General features: G+C 73.1%; 16 protein-coding genes. 3 read left to right on the forward strand and 13 right to left on the reverse strand.

Going from position 1 to position 17,529, the window contains the following annotated elements; all coding sequences use genetic code 11:
• The first annotated feature begins 71 nt into the window (after nt 1-71).
• Nucleotides 72-503 carry a hypothetical protein gene (locus ACZ6ZT_RS12425; protein ID WP_469718542.1) on the forward strand — a complete coding sequence of 144 codons (432 nt, stop codon included), beginning with the start codon at nt 72-74 and terminating at the stop codon, nt 501-503.
• A gap of 330 nt (nt 504-833) precedes the next feature.
• Here ACZ6ZT_RS12425 and ACZ6ZT_RS12430 read toward each other — a convergent pair whose 3' ends face one another.
• Nucleotides 834-1,796, reverse strand: coding sequence for a helix-turn-helix transcriptional regulator (locus ACZ6ZT_RS12430; protein WP_469718545.1), 963 nt, complete (start codon nt 1,794-1,796; stop codon nt 834-836).
• A 115-nt stretch (nt 1,797-1,911) separates the two neighbouring features.
• On the opposite strand from ACZ6ZT_RS12430, the gene ACZ6ZT_RS12435 reads away from it, so the two are divergent.
• Nucleotides 1,912-2,340, forward strand: coding sequence for a DUF3224 domain-containing protein (locus ACZ6ZT_RS12435; RefSeq protein ID WP_469718548.1), 429 nt, complete (start codon nt 1,912-1,914; stop codon nt 2,338-2,340).
• On the opposite strand, the gene ACZ6ZT_RS12440 is transcribed toward ACZ6ZT_RS12435, so the two are convergent.
• Entirely contained in the window at nt 2,331-2,918 is a 588-nt protein-coding gene (locus tag ACZ6ZT_RS12440; protein WP_469718551.1) for a hypothetical protein, read from the reverse strand. The genes ACZ6ZT_RS12435 and ACZ6ZT_RS12440 overlap by 10 nt on opposite strands.
• A gap of 68 nt (nt 2,919-2,986) precedes the next feature.
• Nucleotides 2,987-4,552 (reverse strand): MFS transporter, encoded by a 1,566-nt coding sequence (locus ACZ6ZT_RS12445; RefSeq protein ID WP_469718554.1) that lies wholly within the window; start codon nt 4,550-4,552, stop codon nt 2,987-2,989.
• 107 nt (nt 4,553-4,659) lie between these two features.
• Between ACZ6ZT_RS12445 and ACZ6ZT_RS12450 the strand changes: the two genes are divergently transcribed.
• Entirely contained in the window at nt 4,660-6,714 is a 2,055-nt protein-coding gene (locus ACZ6ZT_RS12450; RefSeq protein WP_469718556.1) for a S9 family peptidase, read from the forward strand.
• Nucleotides 6,715-6,784: 70 nt separating this feature from the next.
• On the opposite strand, the gene ACZ6ZT_RS12455 is transcribed toward ACZ6ZT_RS12450, so the two are convergent.
• The 10 genes from ACZ6ZT_RS12455 to ACZ6ZT_RS12500 form a co-directional block, all read right to left on the reverse strand.
• Nucleotides 6,785-7,771, reverse strand: a complete 987-nt coding sequence (locus ACZ6ZT_RS12455) for an ABC transporter ATP-binding protein (protein WP_469718558.1) — start codon at nt 7,769-7,771, stop codon at nt 6,785-6,787.
• A complete protein-coding gene (locus ACZ6ZT_RS12460) occupies nt 7,768-8,772 on the reverse strand; it encodes an ABC transporter ATP-binding protein (protein WP_469718560.1) in 1,005 nt (334 codons plus the stop codon). Before ACZ6ZT_RS12460 ends, ACZ6ZT_RS12455 begins: the two co-directional genes overlap by 4 nt.
• The gene (locus ACZ6ZT_RS12465) at nt 8,772-9,758 is read right to left on the reverse strand and encodes an ABC transporter permease (RefSeq protein WP_469718563.1); all 987 of its coding nucleotides are present in this window, start codon (nt 9,756-9,758) and stop codon (nt 8,772-8,774) included. The genes ACZ6ZT_RS12460 and ACZ6ZT_RS12465 overlap by 1 nt, the downstream gene beginning before the upstream one ends.
• On the reverse strand, nt 9,755-10,759 hold the full coding sequence (locus tag ACZ6ZT_RS12470; protein WP_469718565.1) for an ABC transporter permease: 1,005 nt from the start codon (nt 10,757-10,759) through the stop codon (nt 9,755-9,757). Before ACZ6ZT_RS12470 ends, ACZ6ZT_RS12465 begins: the two co-directional genes overlap by 4 nt.
• 31 nt (nt 10,760-10,790) lie before the next feature.
• The gene (locus tag ACZ6ZT_RS12475) at nt 10,791-12,539 is read right to left on the reverse strand and encodes an ABC transporter substrate-binding protein (RefSeq protein WP_469718567.1); all 1,749 of its coding nucleotides are present in this window, start codon (nt 12,537-12,539) and stop codon (nt 10,791-10,793) included.
• Nucleotides 12,540-12,730: 191 nt separating this feature from the next.
• Nucleotides 12,731-13,441 (reverse strand): GntR family transcriptional regulator, encoded by a 711-nt coding sequence (locus ACZ6ZT_RS12480; protein ID WP_469718569.1) that lies wholly within the window; start codon nt 13,439-13,441, stop codon nt 12,731-12,733.
• A 56-nt stretch (nt 13,442-13,497) separates the two neighbouring features.
• A complete protein-coding gene (locus ACZ6ZT_RS12485; protein WP_469718571.1) occupies nt 13,498-14,460 on the reverse strand; it encodes an ornithine cyclodeaminase family protein in 963 nt (320 codons plus the stop codon).
• A 71-nt stretch (nt 14,461-14,531) separates the two neighbouring features.
• Entirely contained in the window at nt 14,532-15,560 is a 1,029-nt protein-coding gene (locus tag ACZ6ZT_RS12490) for a proline racemase family protein (RefSeq protein WP_469718573.1), read from the reverse strand.
• The gene (locus ACZ6ZT_RS12495) at nt 15,557-16,561 is read right to left on the reverse strand and encodes a proline racemase family protein (RefSeq protein ID WP_469718575.1); all 1,005 of its coding nucleotides are present in this window, start codon (nt 16,559-16,561) and stop codon (nt 15,557-15,559) included. The genes ACZ6ZT_RS12490 and ACZ6ZT_RS12495 overlap by 4 nt, the downstream gene beginning before the upstream one ends.
• Nucleotides 16,562-16,581: 20 nt before the next feature.
• Nucleotides 16,582-17,508, reverse strand: a complete 927-nt coding sequence (locus ACZ6ZT_RS12500) for a dihydrodipicolinate synthase family protein (protein ID WP_469718579.1) — start codon at nt 17,506-17,508, stop codon at nt 16,582-16,584.
• Nucleotides 17,509-17,529: the final 21 nt, after the last annotated feature.

The raw sequence follows: 17,529 nt of genomic DNA on the forward strand, positions 1-17,529 counted from the left end.
TCACTGTCCCCCGAGCCCCCGCACTGACTACGGTGTGGGGGCTCTCCCATTCCTGCACCCGAGGGGCCCCCTTGATCACACGCCGCCTGCTGCTGACCGCCTCCCTCCTTGCACTGGCCGGATGCTCACTGGAGGGCCATCCGAAGGGAGACCTCGCTGTACCTGACCACCTCACACCCGAGCCCCACGGGTTCTACCTCCAGGACGAGGCCAGGGACGGCGAACTCTTCAAGGCATGGGCAGCCTCCGAGAACAACCCGGACTGGTCCGTCGTGAGCCATGTGAAGGCAGTGCAGCGCGTGGTGGAGGGAGACGCCGTGTACGCCTACGTCCATACCGACCTGAACTCGAAGAAGACCGACTCCGACATGCAGGCCCAGGCGATCGGAGAGGCGTATACACAGTGGCCTCAGCGCGCCACGGACGCGGTCCGGATCGGCACCTTCGACGCACAGGGCAGGCGCATGGGAAGGGGCACGATGGTGGAGCCTCAGCGAAGCTGACGACAGCAGATGCCGGGGAGCCACAGGGAAGGTTGAGGCTTCCGGCTTGGTCCGACCCTCAACCCGGATGACAGCCCCGCCGGGGGCCGTCTCATGTCTGTTGCTGTCGGGCCGAGCGTCTAAGCACGCCGGATCGCGGATGGCTCTGCCGGCCAGTCGCTGTTGTAACGCATCACACGGGCGCCAGCAGAACGGTGAAATGTTCCGGAGCATGCCTGTGAGAGCCCCGCGCTTACTCTCACTAGAGCCAGGCAGGCGAAAACAACCAATTTCCTGAAATTCGGGGCGGCCGTAAAGCTACGGCCTTCCATCATTTGTGCCCCGACGCGGCTACGCGTAGCGCCGGGCCAGGGCGTGGGCGGTGTGGGCGATGGCTTCGCGTAGGTGTGGGGGGTCGAGGACTTCCGCGTCGGCGCCGAGGCGGAGCAGGTCGGCGACCGCCACGGCGGGGGATTCCACCGGGAGCCGTACCTCCACCCAGCCCTCCCGGTCCGGCGGGCCGGCCCCGTCGAGTGCGCGGCGGCCCGCCGCGCCGAAGTGCACCGGCAGCAGGCGTGCCGCGCTCGGGGAGACCCGTAGCCGGGCGGTGTCCTGGTGCAGGGCGGCCTCCATGCGCCGGGAGGAGTGCTCCCAGTAGGCCGCCAGGTCGAAGCCGGCCGGCCGCTCGAAGGTCTCCCCCGGGCTCTCGACGGCCAGGAACCGGGAGACGCGGTAGGTGCGTACGGCCTCCTCCCCCAGCGCCACCACGTACCAGATGCCCGCCTTGAGGACGAGTCCCAGCGGGCGCAGCTCGCGGTGGACCTCGCCGCGCCAGCGCCGGTAGTGGGCCCGCAGCACGTGCTGCTCCCACACCGCCCGGGCGAGGGCCGCCAGGTGGGGCACCGGGTCGGCGTCCCGGAACCAGGCGGGCGCGTCCAGGTGGAAGCGGTCCTGGACGCGCCGGGCCCGGTCGGCCAGGGCCGCCGGGAGCGCGGCCTCCACTTTGAGCTGAGCGGTCGCGAGCACCGCGCCCAGGCCCAGCTCGTGCGCCGGACCGGGGACCCCGGCGAGGAACAGCGAACCGGCCTCGGCGTCGGTGAGCCCCGTCAGCCGCGTGCGGTAGCCGTCCATGAGGCGGTAGCCGCCGGCCGGTCCGCGGTCGGCGAGGACCGGGACGCCCGAGGCGGCGAGCGCCTCGACGTCCCGGTAGACGGTGCGGACGGACACCTCCAGCGCGGTGGCCAGTTCGGGAGCCGTCATCCGGCCGCGGTTCTGGAGCAGCAGGAGCAGGGAGAGAAGCCGGTCGGCGCGCACGGGGCCATTCTCCTCCCCGTACGCCCGTACCTGACACGAGGTGTCAGGTACGGGCGCCAGGCTGGTCCCCTGCCGCGCGGAACAGCCCGCGCGGCCGATGCGGAGGAGCACCACCATGCCCGTACGGACCACCGGCCACTTCACCGCCGCCGACTGGGAGGAGCACCCGCTCGCCGCGGGTGGCGGGCGGCCGGGGCTGGCCCGCGCCGCTGTCGTCAACACCTTCACCGGCGGTATCGAGGCCGCGGACACCACCTGCGCGTACACCATCGCCTACCTCGCCGACGGGACCGGTACGTTCGCCGGCATGGAGGTGCTGGAGGGCGGCCTCGACGGACGCCGGGGCGGCTTCGCCGTCGAGGAGCGCGGCTCGTTCGACGCCGACGGCACCGTACGGTGCGCCTTCGAGGTCGTGCCGGGTTCGGGCACCCGCGAGCTGGCCGGGCTGCGCGGCAGCGGCGCCTTCACCGCCCGGCACGGCGAGCCCTCCGTCGCCTACGTCTTCACGTACGAGCTCGGTGAGGTGCGCCCGGGTCAGCGGTAGTCGTCGGGGTGGTCCTGCATCCAGTCGTTGATCTCGTCGCGGGCGGCGATGAGGGTGCTCTGGTGCTTCTTCAGGTTCTCGAAGCCGCTGTCCCCGCCCAGCTCCTCGTCCAGTCCGGCGATCGCCGCGATCGGCTCGGGGAAGTGGCCGGGGCCCTTCGGGTCGGCCTTCAACGCGCGGTCCAGGCGGTGGAGTTCGTCGTGGACGCGGCCGAGGAAGTAGGCGCAGTTCGCCGGGGTGCAGGACTCGCCCAGGGTGGCCTGGAGCCCGGCGAAGGCGTCCCGTACCTTCTCCGGTCCGGCGGCGGGCAAGCCGCTGCCGGCCGGGGCGGGGGCGGTCGGCGACAGCGGCGGCGTGGCGCCCGGTACGGGGAGCGCGGACGGGGACGCGGTGGCGGTCGCGGGTGGCGTCGGCGTCGCGGCCGCGGGCGGGGCGGACGGCGGCGCGGCGGCCTTCGGCTTGGCGTCGCCGCTGCCGCAGGCCGCCGCGAGCAGGGCCAGGGACAGGGTCAGGGCGGCGGTCGCGGCCCGGCGCCGCCGGGCCGTGTGGAAGCTGGTCGAGCTGGTCGAGCTGAGCATCGTCTTCCCCCCGAGGTGCGTTGACCCGCCGGCCGGATGAGCGGGCGGGCGGGCGGTGATCTGCGAGCCTATCCGCCCGTTTCCTCCCGCACGGCCGCCGGGGCGTGGTTCCCCTGGAGCCGCTGGAGGTCCGAGGGCCGCACCTGGATGACGAAGAGCGCGATCGCCGCACCGACCAGGGTGAAGAGCGCGCCCGCCACGAAGGCCGAGGTCACGCCGGAGGTGAGGACCTGGTCGGCCCAGGGCTTCGGGAGCTGGCGGGTGCGGACGAAGGAGAGTTTCTGCTCAGGGGTGGCGGTGCGCAGGAAGTCCGGCGCCTGCGCCCTGGCCTCGTCGCGGCTGGCCGTGCCGAAGACGGTCACCAGGATGGACAGACCGAGCGAACCGCCCACCTGCTGCATGGTGTTGAGCAGCCCGGACGCGGCGCCGGACTCGCGGTCGGGCACGTGGGACAGGGCCATCAGGGTCAGCGAGACGAACTGGAGCCCCATGCCGGTGCCGAAGACCAGCATCGGTCCGAGGATGCTGCCCGCGTACGTGGAGTGGACGTCGGTCCGGGTCAGCCATCCCAGCCCGGCCGCGCAGCACAGCGCTCCGGTGACCATGAAGGGTTTGGGCCCGAACCGGGGCAGCAGTTGCGAGGCGGTGCCGGCGGCCAGCGCGATCATCACGCTGACGGGGAGGAAGGCCAGGCCGGCCCGTATCGGGGTGAAGTCGAGGACGTTCTGCACGAAGAGGGTCAGGAAGAAGAACATGCCGAAGATCGCGCAGGCCAGGAAGAGCATGATCCCGTAGGTGCCGGCCCGGTTGCGGTCGGCGAACATGTGCAGCGGGGTGATCGGCTGGGGCGAGCGCCGCTCGTTGAGGACGAACAGGGTGAGCAGGACGACGGCGACGGCGAAGGAGCCGATCGTGTAGGGGTCGCGCCAGCCCTCCTGGGACGCGCGGATGAACCCGTAGACGAGGGAGACCATGCCGAGGGTGGACAGCAGCGCTCCCGCGACGTCGAAGTGCCCGGAGTGGCGGGCGGATTCGCGGATGACGCGCGAGGCGACCAGGGCGATCAGCAGGGCGATGGGGACGTTGACGAAGAACACCCAGCGCCAGTCGAGCCATTCGACGAGGATGCCGCCCGCCAGGAGTCCGATCGCGCCGCCGGCGGCCGAGACGGCCGCGAACACGCCGAAGGCCCGGTTGCGGGCGGGGCCTTCGCGGAAGGTGGTGGTGATCAGGGCGAGCGCGGTCGGGGAGGCGATGGCGCCGCCGACGCCCTGGAGGGCCCGGGCGGCCAGGAGCTGGCCGTCGTTCTGGGCGAGGCCGCCGAGGAGGGAGGCGAGGCCGAAGAGGAGGACGCCGAAGATGAAGACCCGCCGTCTGCCGAGGATGTCGCCGGTACGGCCGCCGAGGAGGAGCAGGCCGCCGAAGGTGAGGGTGTAGGCGTTGACCACCCAGGCCAGGCTCTCCGTCGAGAAGCCGAGAGCGGTCTGGATGTGTGGCAGGGCGATGTTCACGATGGTGATGTCGAGGACGACCATGAGCTGGCAGGAGGCGATCACGAACAGGGCCAGCCCGTTTCCGCTCCCTCGGACCTTGCCGTCGGTCCCGTCGCTGGTCGGCAGTGTGTTCGGGTCCATTAGTCGACGCTATGCCCGGACTTCGAGGGTCACCACTCGAATGGCCTAGTGCAGCCCGCCTGAACGCGGTCTATACCGTGTGACATTTCACATGACAGACTCGGCCCATGGACGATTTCCTCAGCCTCTCCGCCGACACCGCCCGCTTCACCCACGGAGCGCCCCGCGCCTTCGCGTTCGGCGACGACGGCCGCCTCCTGTGGTTCCTGCGCTCGACCGGGCCCAGCGACCCGTACGAGGGCCTCTGGGTGCTCGACACCGTCACCGGCGGCGAAACCCTGCTCGCCGACCCCCGCGCCCTGTGCGCCGAGCCCGGGGAGGTGCCCGTCGCCGAGCGGCGCCTGCGCGAGCGGATCCGGCTCGTCGCCGCCGGGATCGGCTCGTACGCGCTCTCCGGCGACGGCCGCCGCGCCGTCTTCCCCCTCTACGGGCGGCTCTACGGCGTCGGCGCCGACGCGGCCGGGCAGCCCGAGGAGATCCCGGCCGCCGGCCCGGTCCTGGACCCGCGCCCCAACGCCGACGGCTCACGCACCGCGTACGTCGCCGACGACGCCCTGTACGTGGCCCCGGGCGGGCGGGTCAGCCCCGACGACGGGGCCCGCTGGGGCGTCGCCGAGTTCGCCGCCGCCGAGGAACTCGGGCGGGCCCGCGGCCACTGGTGGTCCCCCGACGGGCAGACCCTGCTCGCCGCCCGCGTCGACGAGAGCGCCCTGCCGCGGCGCTGGTTCGCGGACCCCGCCCACCCCGGGCGGCCCGCCGAGGACTTCGCGTACCCCGAGGCCGGCGGGCCCAACGCCGACGTCCAGCTGTGGGTGCTCCGCCCGGACGGTGGCCGCGTACGCCTCGACTGGGACGCCGCCGCCCATCCGTACGTGTCGGAGGCCGGCTGGGAGTCGGACACCGAGATCCTGCTGACCGTCCAGGACCGGCTCCAGCGCAGCGTGCTGCTGCTCACCGCCGACCCGGCCACCGGGCACACCCGGGAGCTGTCGCGCACCGAACACCCCCAGTGGGTGGACCCGCTGCCCGGCACTCCCGCGCGGCTGCCCGACGGGCGGATGCTCACCGCCGCCGACACCCCCGGCGGGGCCGCGCGCGGACTCGCCCTCGACGGGAAGCCGCTGACCGGCGACGCGATACAGGTCCGCCGCGTGGCCGGCCTGTACGACGGCCGGCTGCTGATCGAGGCCGGGCTGCGCGACCCCGCCGAACAGCAGGTGCTGCTGCTGGACCCCGGCACGGGCGAGCTGACCGCCCTCGCCGACGGGCCCGGGGTGCACTCCGTCCAGGCCGCCGCCGGGGCGCTGCTGCTGACCTCCGCCGACGTGGACGGGTACCGGCGTACGGTACGCACCGCCGACGGGCGCGCCTGGACCCCCGCCGACCTGTCCGCGCCGCTGCCGTACCGGGTGGTGCCCGTGCTGGAGCGGGTCACCGAGCACGGGCTGCCCACCGCCCTCGTCCTGCCGCGCGGGCACGTCCCCGGCCGGCGGCTGCCCGTCCTGGTGGACGGCTACGGCGGCCCCGGCTTCCAGGACGTCTGCGCCGAGCCGCGCCGCTGGCAGGCCCGGCAGTGGTGGGCCGACCAGGGCTTCGCCGTGGTCACCGTCGACAACCGCGGCACCCCGTACGTCTCGCCCGCCTTCACCCACGCCATGTACCGGGGCTTCTCGGACGTCACCCTGGAGGACCAGGTCGCCGCCCTGCGCGCACTGGGCGAGCGCCATGGCGACCTCGACCTCGGCCGGGTCGGCGTCCGCGGCTGGTCCTACGGCGGCTACCTGGCGGCGATGGCCGTCCTGCGCCGCCCCGACGTCTTCCACGCGGCGGCCGCGGGGGCCGCGCCGACGGACTTCCGGCACTACGACACGGCGTACACGGAGCGGTACCTGGGTCTCCCGCAGGACCACCCCGAGGTCTACGAGCGGGACTCCCTGATCCCCGACGCCCCGAAGCTGACCCGCCCGCTGCTCCTGATCACGGGCCTGGCCGACGACAACGTGCACCCCTCCCACACCCTGCGCCTGTCCCAGGCCCTCACCGACGCGTCCCGCCCCCACCAGGTCCTGCCCCTCCCCGGCACCACCCACATGACCCCGCACGGCACCCGCGAGAAGGTCATGGCCCAGGAACTCGCCTTCTTCCGCCGCGAGCTGGGCTAGCGAGCCGGTACGCGGAAGGACCCCGCGGGCTTCGTCGGCCGCGGGGCCCTCCTTCTTCCCGTGATCCCCGTCAGTCACCCGGGAAGTGGCAGGCCACCTCTCGGGCGGCGGTGAGCTGCAGCAAGGGGCGTTCCGTGCGGCAGACCGGCTGGGCCTTCGGGCAGCGGGGGTGGAAGGTGCAGCCCGGGGGCGGGGCGGCGGGGCTCGGGGGGTCGCCGAGGAGGACGATCCGCTCGCGGCGGCGTTCCGCCGCAGGGTCGGGGAGAGGGACGGCCGAGAGCAGGGCCCGGGTGTAGGGATGCTGCGGGTTCTCGTACAGGGCCTTCTTGTCACCGATCTCGACGATCCGGCCGAGGTACATGACGGCGACCCGGTCGCTGACCCGTTTGACGACCGAGAGGTCGTGCGCGATGAACACGTACGCGAGGCCCAGTTCGGCGCGCAGCCGTTCCATCAGGTTGACGATCTGCGCCTGGACGGAGACGTCGAGCGCGGAGACCGGTTCGTCGGCGATGACCAGTCGCGGGTTGGTGGCCAGGGAGCGGGCGATGCCGATGCGCTGGGCCTGGCCGCCGGAGAACTCGTGCGGGTAACGGTCGATGTGCTCGGGGATCAGGCCGGTGAGCTCCATCAGCTCGGCCGCCCGGCGGCGGGCGTCGCCCGCGCTCCAGCCCTGGACCAGCAGCGGGTCGGAGATGATCCGGGCCACGGTCTGGCGGGGGTTGAGGGAGGAGTGCGGGTCCTGGAAGACCATCTGGATGTGCTTGCGGACCGGCCGCAGGGCGCCCTGGGAGAGCCGGCTGATGTCCTTGCCGTCGAAGGTGACGGTGCCGGAAGTGGGTTCCAGGAGGCGGACCAGCATCCGTCCGGTGGTGGACTTGCCGCAGCCCGACTCCCCCACCAGGCCGAGGGTGCGGCCGGGGGCGAGGTCGAAGGAGATCCCGTCGACCGCCCGGACGGGCGCCCCGCGGCGGCCGGTGAGCGAGCGCCGGCCGGGGAAGGTCATGGTCAGGTCGCGTACGGAGAGCAGGGGCCGGCCGGTGTCGGTCGCGGTCATCGGGCCGCCTCCTCGGGCTGCGGGGCTCCCGCGAAGTGGCAGGCCACGGCCCGCCCGGGCCCGTCCCCGTACGGCTCGAACGCCGGCCGCTCGTGCGTGCAGCGGGCGGCGGCCCGCACGCAGCGGGGCGCGAAGGCGCAGCCGGGGGCGGGCTCCAGCAGGGAGGGCGGGGAGCCGGGGATGGAGGGCAGGGGGAGATCGTCGGCGGTGTCCAGACGGGGCAGGGAGTCGAGCAGGCCGCGCGTGTAGGGGTGCGCGGGCTCCGCGAACAGGTCGTCGGCGGTGGCTTGTTCGGCGGCGCGGCCGCCGTACATGACGAGCACCTCGTGGGCGACGCGGGCCACCACTCCGAGGTCGTGGGTGATCATCACGACGCCGAGGCCGCGCTCCTGCTGGAGGCGGGCGATCAGCTCCAGGATCTGCGCCTGGACGGTGACGTCGAGGGCGGTGGTCGGCTCGTCGGCGATGAGCAGGTCGGGCTCGCAGGCCAGGGCCATGGCGATCATCGCGCGCTGGCGCATGCCCCCGGAGAACTGGTGCGGGTACTCCCCCGCGCGGCGGGCCGGTTCCGGGATGCCGACCTCGCCGAGCATGTCGACCGCCCGCTTGCGCGCGGCGGAGCGCCCGGCCCGGAAGTGGACCCGGAAGTGCTCGGCGATCTGCTCGCCGACGGTGTAATAGGGGTGCAGGCTGGACAGCGGGTCCTGGAAGATCATCGCCATCTTCCGGCCGCGCACCGAGGACAGCTCCTTCTCGGAGAGCCCGGTGAGTTCCCGTCCGGCGAGGGCGACGGAGCCGGTGACCTCGGCGCCGCCCCGGTGCAGGCCCATGACGGCGAGCGAGGTGACGGACTTGCCGGAGCCGGACTCGCCGACGATGCCGAGGGTGCGGCCGGCCTCGACGGTGAAGCCGAGGGAGTCGACGGCGCGTACGGAGCCGCGCGGCGTGGTGAACGTGACGCGCAGGTCGCGTACTTCGAGCAGGGGTGGCGCGGTGGCCATCAGTACCTCACCCTCGGGTCGACGACGGCGTACAGGAGGTCGACGACGAGGTTCGCGACGACGATGAAGAAGGCGGCGAGCAGGGTGACCCCGAGGACCACGGGCTGGTCGGAGCTGACGAGCGCGCCGTAGAACAGCCGGCCGATGCCGGGCAGTCCGAAGATCGACTCGGTGATCACGGCTCCGGCGAGCAGACCGCCGAGGTCGATGCCGAAGATCGTGAGGATCGGGGTCATCCCGGAGCGCAGCCCGTGTTTGATCACGACGGTGCGCTCGGGCATGCCCTTGGCGCGGGCGGTGCGGATGTACGGCTCGGCCATCGCCTCGATCATCGAACCGCGGCTCTGGCGCGCGTACATGGCGGCGTAGAGCAGGGCGAGGGCGGTCCACGGGAGCAGCAGGTTGGAGGCCCAGCCGAGCGGGTCGTCGGTCAGGGCCCGGTAGGCGGGGTAGGGCAGGAGGCCCGCGACGCGGATGACTCCGTAGATCAGCATCACGGAGGTGAAGTAGACGGGCAGCGAGGCGGCGGCGACGGCGCCGACCATCAGGGCCTTGTCGGTGGCGGTGTCCTTGCGCAGGGCGGCGGTGACCCCGGCGCCGAGGCCGAGCAGCAGCCACAGCACGGCGGCGCCGACCGCGAGGGAGGCGGAGACGGGGAGCCGGTCCATGAGGAGGTCCCACACGGGCAGGGCGTCCTCGTACGAGTAGCCCAGGCAGGGGAAGTCGCACTGGACGGCGTACTGGCCGCTGCCGAGGGTGCGTCCGGTGAAGATGCCGGAGAGGAAGTCGGCGAACTGCTTCCAGAGGGGCTGGTCGAGGCCGAGGTAGTCCCGTACGTCGGCCAGCCGTTCGGCGCTGCACGTCTTGCCGCAGGCCGCGGCGGCCGGGTCGGTGGGCAGGACGTAGAAGATGAGGAAGGTGACGGCGGTGATGGCCAGGAGGACGCCGGCGAGGGCGAACAGGCGGCGCAGGAGGTAGAGGATCACGTACGGCCGCCCCTCGGGTCGAGGATGTCGCGCAGGGCGTCTCCGAGGAGGGTGAAGGCGAGGACGGCGAGGAAGAGGAAGACGCTCGGGATGACGAAGTACATGGGGTCGGTCTCGTAGAAGGCCACGGACTCGGCGATCATCTGGCCCCAGGAGGGGGTGGGCGGACGCACGCCCACGCCGAGGTAGCTGAGGGCGGCCTCGGTGCTGATCATGCCGGGGATGAGGAGGGTGGTGTAGGCGATGACCGGGCCGGCGACGCCGGGCAGGATGTCGCGGGTGAGGATCCGCCAGGAGCCGGCGCCGCCGACGCGGGCGGCGTCGACGTACTCGCGGTGTTTGAGGGAGAGGGTCTGGCCGCGGACGACGCGGGCGACGCCCGGCCAGCCGAAGAGGCCGATGACGGCGGTCATCAGGACGATCCGGTTGACGTCCTTGGCCACCGACAGCATCGCGATCATGAAGATCAGCGAGGGGAAGGACATCGTGAGGTCCATGAGCCGGGACAGGACGGCGTCGGTGCGCCCGCCGAAGTAGCCGGCCGCGATGCCGGCGGCGGTGCCCGCGAGGACGACGATGGCGGTGGCGGCGAAGGCGATCATGAGGGAGACCTGGGCGCCGTGGACGACGCGGGCGAACAGGTCGCGGCCGGTGACGGGTTCGACGCCGAGCCAGTGCTCGGGACTGATCCCGCCGAAGGAGCCGAGGGGCTGCCCGCCGAGGTAGGGGTCGACGGCGGCCTTGTCGAACGCGTCCGGGGACCAGCCGCCGAGCGCGCCCAGCCAGGGCGCGCCCAGCGCCATCACGACGAAGAGCAGGACGACGCAGAGGCTGACGCGGACGGCGGGACGGCGGCGCAGTTCGCGCCGGGCGAGCTGCCAGGGGCTGCTGCCGGGCGGCACGTCCTTCGCCGGTGCGCCCGCCCTTTCCGGGGCGGTGGGGCGGCCGGCGGCCGGTCCGGGGGCGCCGGGTCCGGTGCCGCCCGGTGCGATGGTGGTCATGGTGTGGGGAACCCTTCGGATCCGGCCCTCCTCAGCCCTGGCTCTTCGAGGGGTCCTTGAGGCCGACGGTCCCGTAGTCGATGGTGCCGGTCCAGACCGGGTGGCCGTAGGCGCCCGCGATGTTGGGGCCGACGAGCAGCGGCTTGCGCTCCAGCAGCAGCGGCACGGACGGGGACTTCTTCATGATCTCGGCGTCGAGGTCGATCCAGGCCTGTTTGGCCTGCTGGGCGTCGGCCATGGCGTTGATCTCGTCGATCCGCTTCATGGTGGCGTCGTCGCGGAACTGGGAGTAGTTGCCCTGGTTGCCCTTGTCCTTGATGGTGCGTCCGTCGAAGACGAAGGGGATCCAGGTGGAGCCGGAGGGGTAGTCGGGGCACCAGCCGTTGAGCGTCATGTCGGGGGTGGTGGAGAGGTCGCCGATGACGTCGTAGTACGCGCCGGGGTCGACGGTGTCGATGACGACCTGGACGCCGGCCCGGGCGAGGCCCTGCTGGATGGCCTCGGCCTTGCCCTTGTCGCCGGTGGAGACGGAGAGGGAGACCTTGAGGGCCTCCTTGCCGGCGGCCTTGAGGAGGTCCTTCGCCTTGGCCGGGTCGCCCGCGGGGGCGATCTTCAGGGTGTCGGCCTGCTTGCCGCCGGAGAGGGCCGGGGGCAGGTAGGCGGTGGCGACCTCGTTGAGGGCCGGGCCGCCGCCCGCGGTGATCACGGCCTCCTTGTCGACCGCGTACTGCATGGCCTCGCGGACCTTGGGGTCGTTGAAGGGGGCGCGGGAGTTGTTGAGGAAGAGCATCTCGGTGCAGCCCTGCGACTCGGCGAGCAGGCGGGACTTGACGTCGGGCTTGGGCAGCACCTTCGGGGCGCTCTCGGGCCGCATGTCGGCGTACTCGACGGTGGAGGCGTCGGCGCCCTCCCCGGCGATGATGCGGTCGTCGATCTGGCCCCCCTTGAGGCCCATGACCACGACGAACTTGTCCGGGTAGGCCTTGCGGACGGTGTCGGTCTTCGGGTCCCAGTGCTCGTTGCGGACGAGGACGAGCTTCTTGTCCCGGTCGTACGTCTCGATCTTGTACGGGCCGGAGGAGAACGGGCGGGCGTCGTACTGGGTGCCCTTCTCCTGGGACTGCGGGACGGGCGCGAAGGTGGGCAGGGTGGCGGTCGCGGAGAACTCGGCGACGGGGCGCTTGAGCTGGAAGACGATCGTGCGGTCGTCGGGGGTCTTGACGGAGTCGAGGTGCTTGCCGTCCAGGGGGCCCTTGTAACCCTCGGTGCCGGCCAGGTACTGGGCGGCGTAGTCGGGGCCGCCGGTCAGGTCGGGGGCGAAGGAGCGCTCGACGTTGTACTTGATGTCCTGCGCCTTGATGGGCGAGCCGTCCTCGTACTTCACGCCCTCCTTGAGGGTGAAGGTCCAGGTCTTGCCGCCGTCGGAGGGGGTGCCGAGGTCGGTGGCGAGGTCGGGGATCAGCTCGCTGCCGGCCTTGCCGGGCTCTGCCTTGAAGGTGACGAGCGTGCGGTAGAGGAGCCGGGTCCCGAAGTCCATCGTCGGCATCACCCAGTTGCGGGCCGGGTCCAGGTGGGAGAAGTCCTGGTTCGACAGGACGGTGAGGGTGCCGCCCTTGACGGGGGTGCCGCCGAGGACCTTGCCGTCGTTGGCGGCGGCCGGGTTGGCCGCCGAGGGATTCCCGGCGTTCGCGGTCTTCTTGGGGTCGGAGCAGCCCGAGGCACCGAGTGCGAGAGCGGCCACCACGGCGGTGGCGAGGGCGAGTTGGGTGCGCTTGGTCATGGGTCACTCCAGTGAAGGGCCGCGCTTTAGGGTGTGACCGGTAACATAGTAATGTGAAATTGTACTGACAAGGGGTTGGCGGTGCCGTTATCCAGCCGTGTCCAAATACCGTCCCCCACCACGCCGTTGGGCGGCCGCGGCCGCGTGGGCCGGGCCGCCCGGTTGCTCGGGGAGGCGGAGGGGACGGACGTTTAGACGCCGGAGCCGAGGCCGCCCGGGGTGCGGCCGACCGGCTCGTCGCGGCCCTGCGCCCAGAGCGAGCGGACGTGGCCGAGGTGGCGCTGCATACAGGCCTCGGCGGCGTCGGCGTCCCCGGTGAGCATCAGATCGAGGAGCTCGATGTGCTCCTCGGCGGAGGAGACCAGCTTGCCGGCCTCGTCCAGGCCCGTCAGCCCGTACAGGCGGGAGCGCTTGCGCAGATCGCCGACGGTCTCGACCAGCCGGTCGTTGCCGGAGAGGGCGAGCAGGCCCAGGTGGAAGCGGCGGTCGGCCTCCAGGTACCCGATGAGGTTGTGCTCGCGGGCGCTGGTGACGATCTCCTCGGCGACGGGGCGCAGCGCCTCCAGCTGCTCGGCCGTGGCGATCTTCGTGATCCGGCCGACCGTCGGGACCTCGATCATCGTGCGCAGTTCGGTGTACTGGTCGAGGTCGCGCTCGCTGACCTCGGTGATCCGGAAGCCCTTGTTGCGGACCGGCTCGACCAGGCCCTCGCGGGCGAGGTCGAGCATGGCCTCGCGCACGGGCGTGGCGGAGACGCCGAGTTCGGAGGCGAGGCCGGGGGCGGAGTAGACGCTCCCGGGGCGCAGTTCACCGGCGATGAGGGCTGCCCTCAGGGCGTGGCCGACCTGGTCGCGGAGCCGTTCCTGGGCCTTGATGAGGCTGTGCTGTTTCAGGTCACCCATTGCTTTTCCTCCGAGACACCCGACGCTGCCGACGAGCAGAGGAACAGCGTACAATGTCACGTTTCGCTGCTCGCCCCAGCGGCCCTGAACAGCGCGACCGCCACGGCGAGATCCTCCCAGGCCATGCCCACGCTCTTGAAGAGCTGTGGACAACTCGGCCGGCCTCCCCGCGGAATCCGGCCGCAGACCAGGTCGGCGAGCGTTCCGCTGATATGACCGGCTCCGATCGCCCCCTCCGCCTCCGGGACCAGCAGGTCTCCCGCCTCGCGCAGCGCCGCCGCGCGCGACTCCACGTACACGGCCGCCCGTCGCACGAGGGCCGTATCGGTCTCACGGGCCTCCGGCTCGTGCGAGCCGACGGCGATCACCAGGGTCCCCGGCGCCACCAGCGTGCCGTCGAAGAGGGGAGTGCGGGCGGTGGTGCAGCAGACGACCAGGTCCGCGCCGGCCACATCGGCCGGGGCGCCGGTACGGGCCGCGAGGCCGCGGGCACGCGCGTACGCCGCCAGCCGCTCCGCCCGCTCGGGGTCGCGGGCCACGACCAGCGTCTCGGCGGGCGGGCGCTCGGCGAGCACCGCGTCGAGGTGCCCGTACGCCTGGGGGCCGGAGCCGAACAGCACCAGCCGGCCGGCCGGGCCGGGCGGCGCGAGGTGGCGCAGGGCGAGCGCCGAGACGGCCGGGGTGCGCAGCGCGGTCAGGGCCGCGCCGTCGAGCAGGGCCAGCGGGGTCAGGGTCGGGCCGTCGAGGAGCAGGTAGCTCCCGGTGATCCGGGGCAGGCCCCGGGCCGGGTTGCCGGGGGCGACTCCGGCGATCTTGACTCCGGCGTACGCGTACGTCGCGGCGGGCATCAGGAGCAGTTCGCCGCCGCCGGGCACGGGGAGGGCGGAGCGCTGGGGGCAGGACTCGGGGTCGAGGCCGGCGCGCAGCACGTCCGCCAGGGCGTCGGCGGCCTGCGCGGGGGTGAGCAGACCGGCCGTCTGCTCGGGGGTGAGCTGGGGCAGGGCGGCGGCGGGGGCCACTCTCGGCGACTCGCCGGGGGCGGGCTGTGGCCCGGGATGGGTCGGGGGCTCGGGGTGGGTCGGGTGGGGCGTCACAGGAGGAAGCCCGTGCCGAGGGCGTCGTGGGGGTCGAGGGTGAAGGCGTGCTCGCCGGTGCGGTAGGCGGTGCCGGTGACCTCGGTGACCCCGCCGCCCAGGATCCGGCCGGTGAACACCGTGCCCACCACCGACTCGTGCAGCAGGTCCTCCCCCGGCCCCAGCCGCCCGTCCTCCGCCAGCAGGGCGAGCCGCGCCGAGGTGCCGGAGCCGCAGGGGCTGCGGTCGGTCTGCCCGTCCGCGAAGACGGTGACGTTGCGCTGGTGCGGCCCGAACGGGGTGTCGGGCAGCTCCTCGTACAGCACGACCCCGTACACCCCGGACAGCAGCGGCCCGTCCGGGTGCCAGGTCGCGGGGTGGGCGGCCAGCGCGGCGCGGATCTCCGTACCGGCCCGCACCAGGGCGGGCAGCGCGGCGCGGGAGACCTCCAGGCCGAGGTCCCGGGCGGCGACGGCGGCGTAACAGGCCCCGGCGTGGGCGATGTCCACCTCCGCGAGGCCGAGGGTGGTGGCCACCGGCACCTTGCGGGCGGCCACCCGGGCCGGGACGTTGCGGAAGGTGACCCCGGTGGTGCGGCCCCCGTCGCGGTGGACGGTGGCGGCGACCCGGCCCGACGGCACGTCGATGCGCACCTGGACGTCCCCGTCGGCCGGCGCCGGGACCCGGCCGGTGTCCACCGCCCACGCCCCGAGCGCCATGGTGCCGTGGCCGCAGGCGGTGGAGTACCCGTCCTTGTGCCAGAACAGCACCCCGAAGTGGGCTCCGTCGTCGTCCGGCGCGACCACGAACCCCCCGTACATCCCGGCGTGCCCGCGCGGCTCCCGCACGAGCAGGCGCCGTACGTCGTCCAGCGCGCTCCGCCTCGGCGCGGTCCCCGAACCCCCGGGGCCGATGGCGGTGGCACAGCGCTCGGCGACGGTGTCACCGGGCGCCGCCGGGACGCCGGAGGCGGCGCCGTCCGTGAGGTCGACGATCCGGAAGGGCTCCCCCGCCGTGTGGTAGTCGGTGGTGCGGACGGCGCTCACAGCAGGAACCCTCCGGGGAAGGGGTCGGTCGGGTCGAGGAAGTACTGGGCGGTGCCGGTGATCCACGCCCGTCCGGTGACGGTGGGCACCACGGCCGGCCGGCCGCCGACCGTGGTCGCGGCGGTGAGCCGGCCGGTGAACTCGGTGCCGATGAAGGACTCGTTGACGAAGTCGGCATCCAGCTCCAGCAGGCCGCGGGCGTGCAGCTGGGCCATGCGCGCGCTGGTCCCCGTACCGCAGGGCGAGCGGTCGAACCAGCCGGGGTGGATGGCCATGGCGTGCCGGGAGCGGCGGGCGTCGGAGCCGGGGGCGGCGAGGTAGACGTGCTTGACCCCGGCGATCGAGGGGTTCTCGGGGTGGACGGGGCGGTCCGGGCCGGAGTTGACGGCGTCCATGACGGCGAGGCCCGCGGCGATCAGGTCCTCCTTGCGGGAGCGGTCGAAGGGCAGGCCGAGGGCGTCCAGTTCGACGAAGGCGTAGAAGTTCCCGCCGTAGGCGAGGTCGTAGGTGACCGTGCCGAAGCCGGGCACCTCCGCCTTGAGGTCGAGGCCGACGCTGAAGGCGGGGACGTTGGTGAAGGTGACGGCGGTGGCGGCGCCGTCCTCCACCCGTACGTCGACGCTGACCAGCCCGGCCGGGGTGTCCAGCCGGACCGTGGTGACGGGCTCGGTGACCGGGACCATGCCCGTCTCCACCAGGACGGTGGCCACCCCGATCGTGCCGTGGCCGCACATCGGCAGCAGGCCCGAGACCTCGATGTAGAGCACCCCGAAGTCGGCGTCGGGCCGGGTGGGCGGCTGGAGGATGGCGCCGCTCATGGCGGCGTGGCCGCGGGGTTCGTACATGAGCAGGGTGCGGACGTGGTCCATGTGCGCGATGAAGTGGAGCCGCTTCTCGGCCATGGTGGCGCCGGGGATCACCCCGATCCCTCCGGTGATCACCCGGGTCGGCATGCCCTCGGTGTGCGAGTCCACCGCGTGGTAGACGTGGCGCGTGCGCATGGGTCTCGGTCTCCTGGGGGCTAGTTGAGGCCTTCGGCGAGGGCCTTCTCGGTGGCGGCGCGTACGGCGGCCTCGGTCTCGCCGGTGAGCGGGAAGCGGGGCGGGCGGGTGGCGCCGCCGGGGCGCCCGGCCAGGTCCATGGAGAGCTTGATGGCCTGGACGAACTCGGTCTTGGAGTCCCAGCGCAGCAGCGGGTGCAGGGACTTGTACAGGGGCAGGGCGGTCGCCAGGTCACCGGCGACGGCCGCCCGGTAGAGGGTGGCGCAGGAGCGCGGCAGGGCGTTGGGGTAGCCGGCGATCCAGCCGACCGCGCCGGCGAGGGCGAGTTCGAGGAGGACGTCGTCGGCGCCGATGAGCAGGTCGAGGCCGGGGGCGAGTTCGGCGATCTCGTAACCGCGGCGGACGTCGCCGCTGAACTCCTTGACGGCGACGATGCTGCCGTCGGCGTGCAGCCGGGCGAGCAACTGCGGGGTCAGGTCCACCTTGGTGTCGATGGGGTTGTTGTACGCGACGACGGGCAGCCCGGCGCGGGCGGCCTCGGCGTAGTGGGCGCGGACGGTGGCCTCGTCGGCACGGAAGGCGTTGGGGGGCAGCAGCAGGACCGAGCCAGCCCCGGCCTCGGCGGCCTGCTCGGCCCAGCGACGGGCCTCGGCGCTGCCGTACGCGGCGACGCCGGGCATGACGCGGGAGCCGTCCCCGGCGGCCTCGACGGCGGTGCGCACGACGCGGGCGCGCTCCTCGTCGGTGAGGGTCTGGTACTCGCCGAGGGAGCCGTTCGGGACCACGCCGTCGCAGCCCTCGGCGATCAGCCAGGCCACGTGCTCGGCGTAGGCGTCGTGGTCGATGCTGAGGTCCTCGCGCAGCGGGAGGGCGGTGGCGACCATGATGCCGTGCCAGGGGCGGGTGCGGGTGTCGGGGCGGGGCGCGGGGGTGGGCGCGTGGTTCATGGAGGAACTCCCTAGTGTGGT

The organism is Streptomyces sp. NPDC102258, from assembly GCF_055584685.1.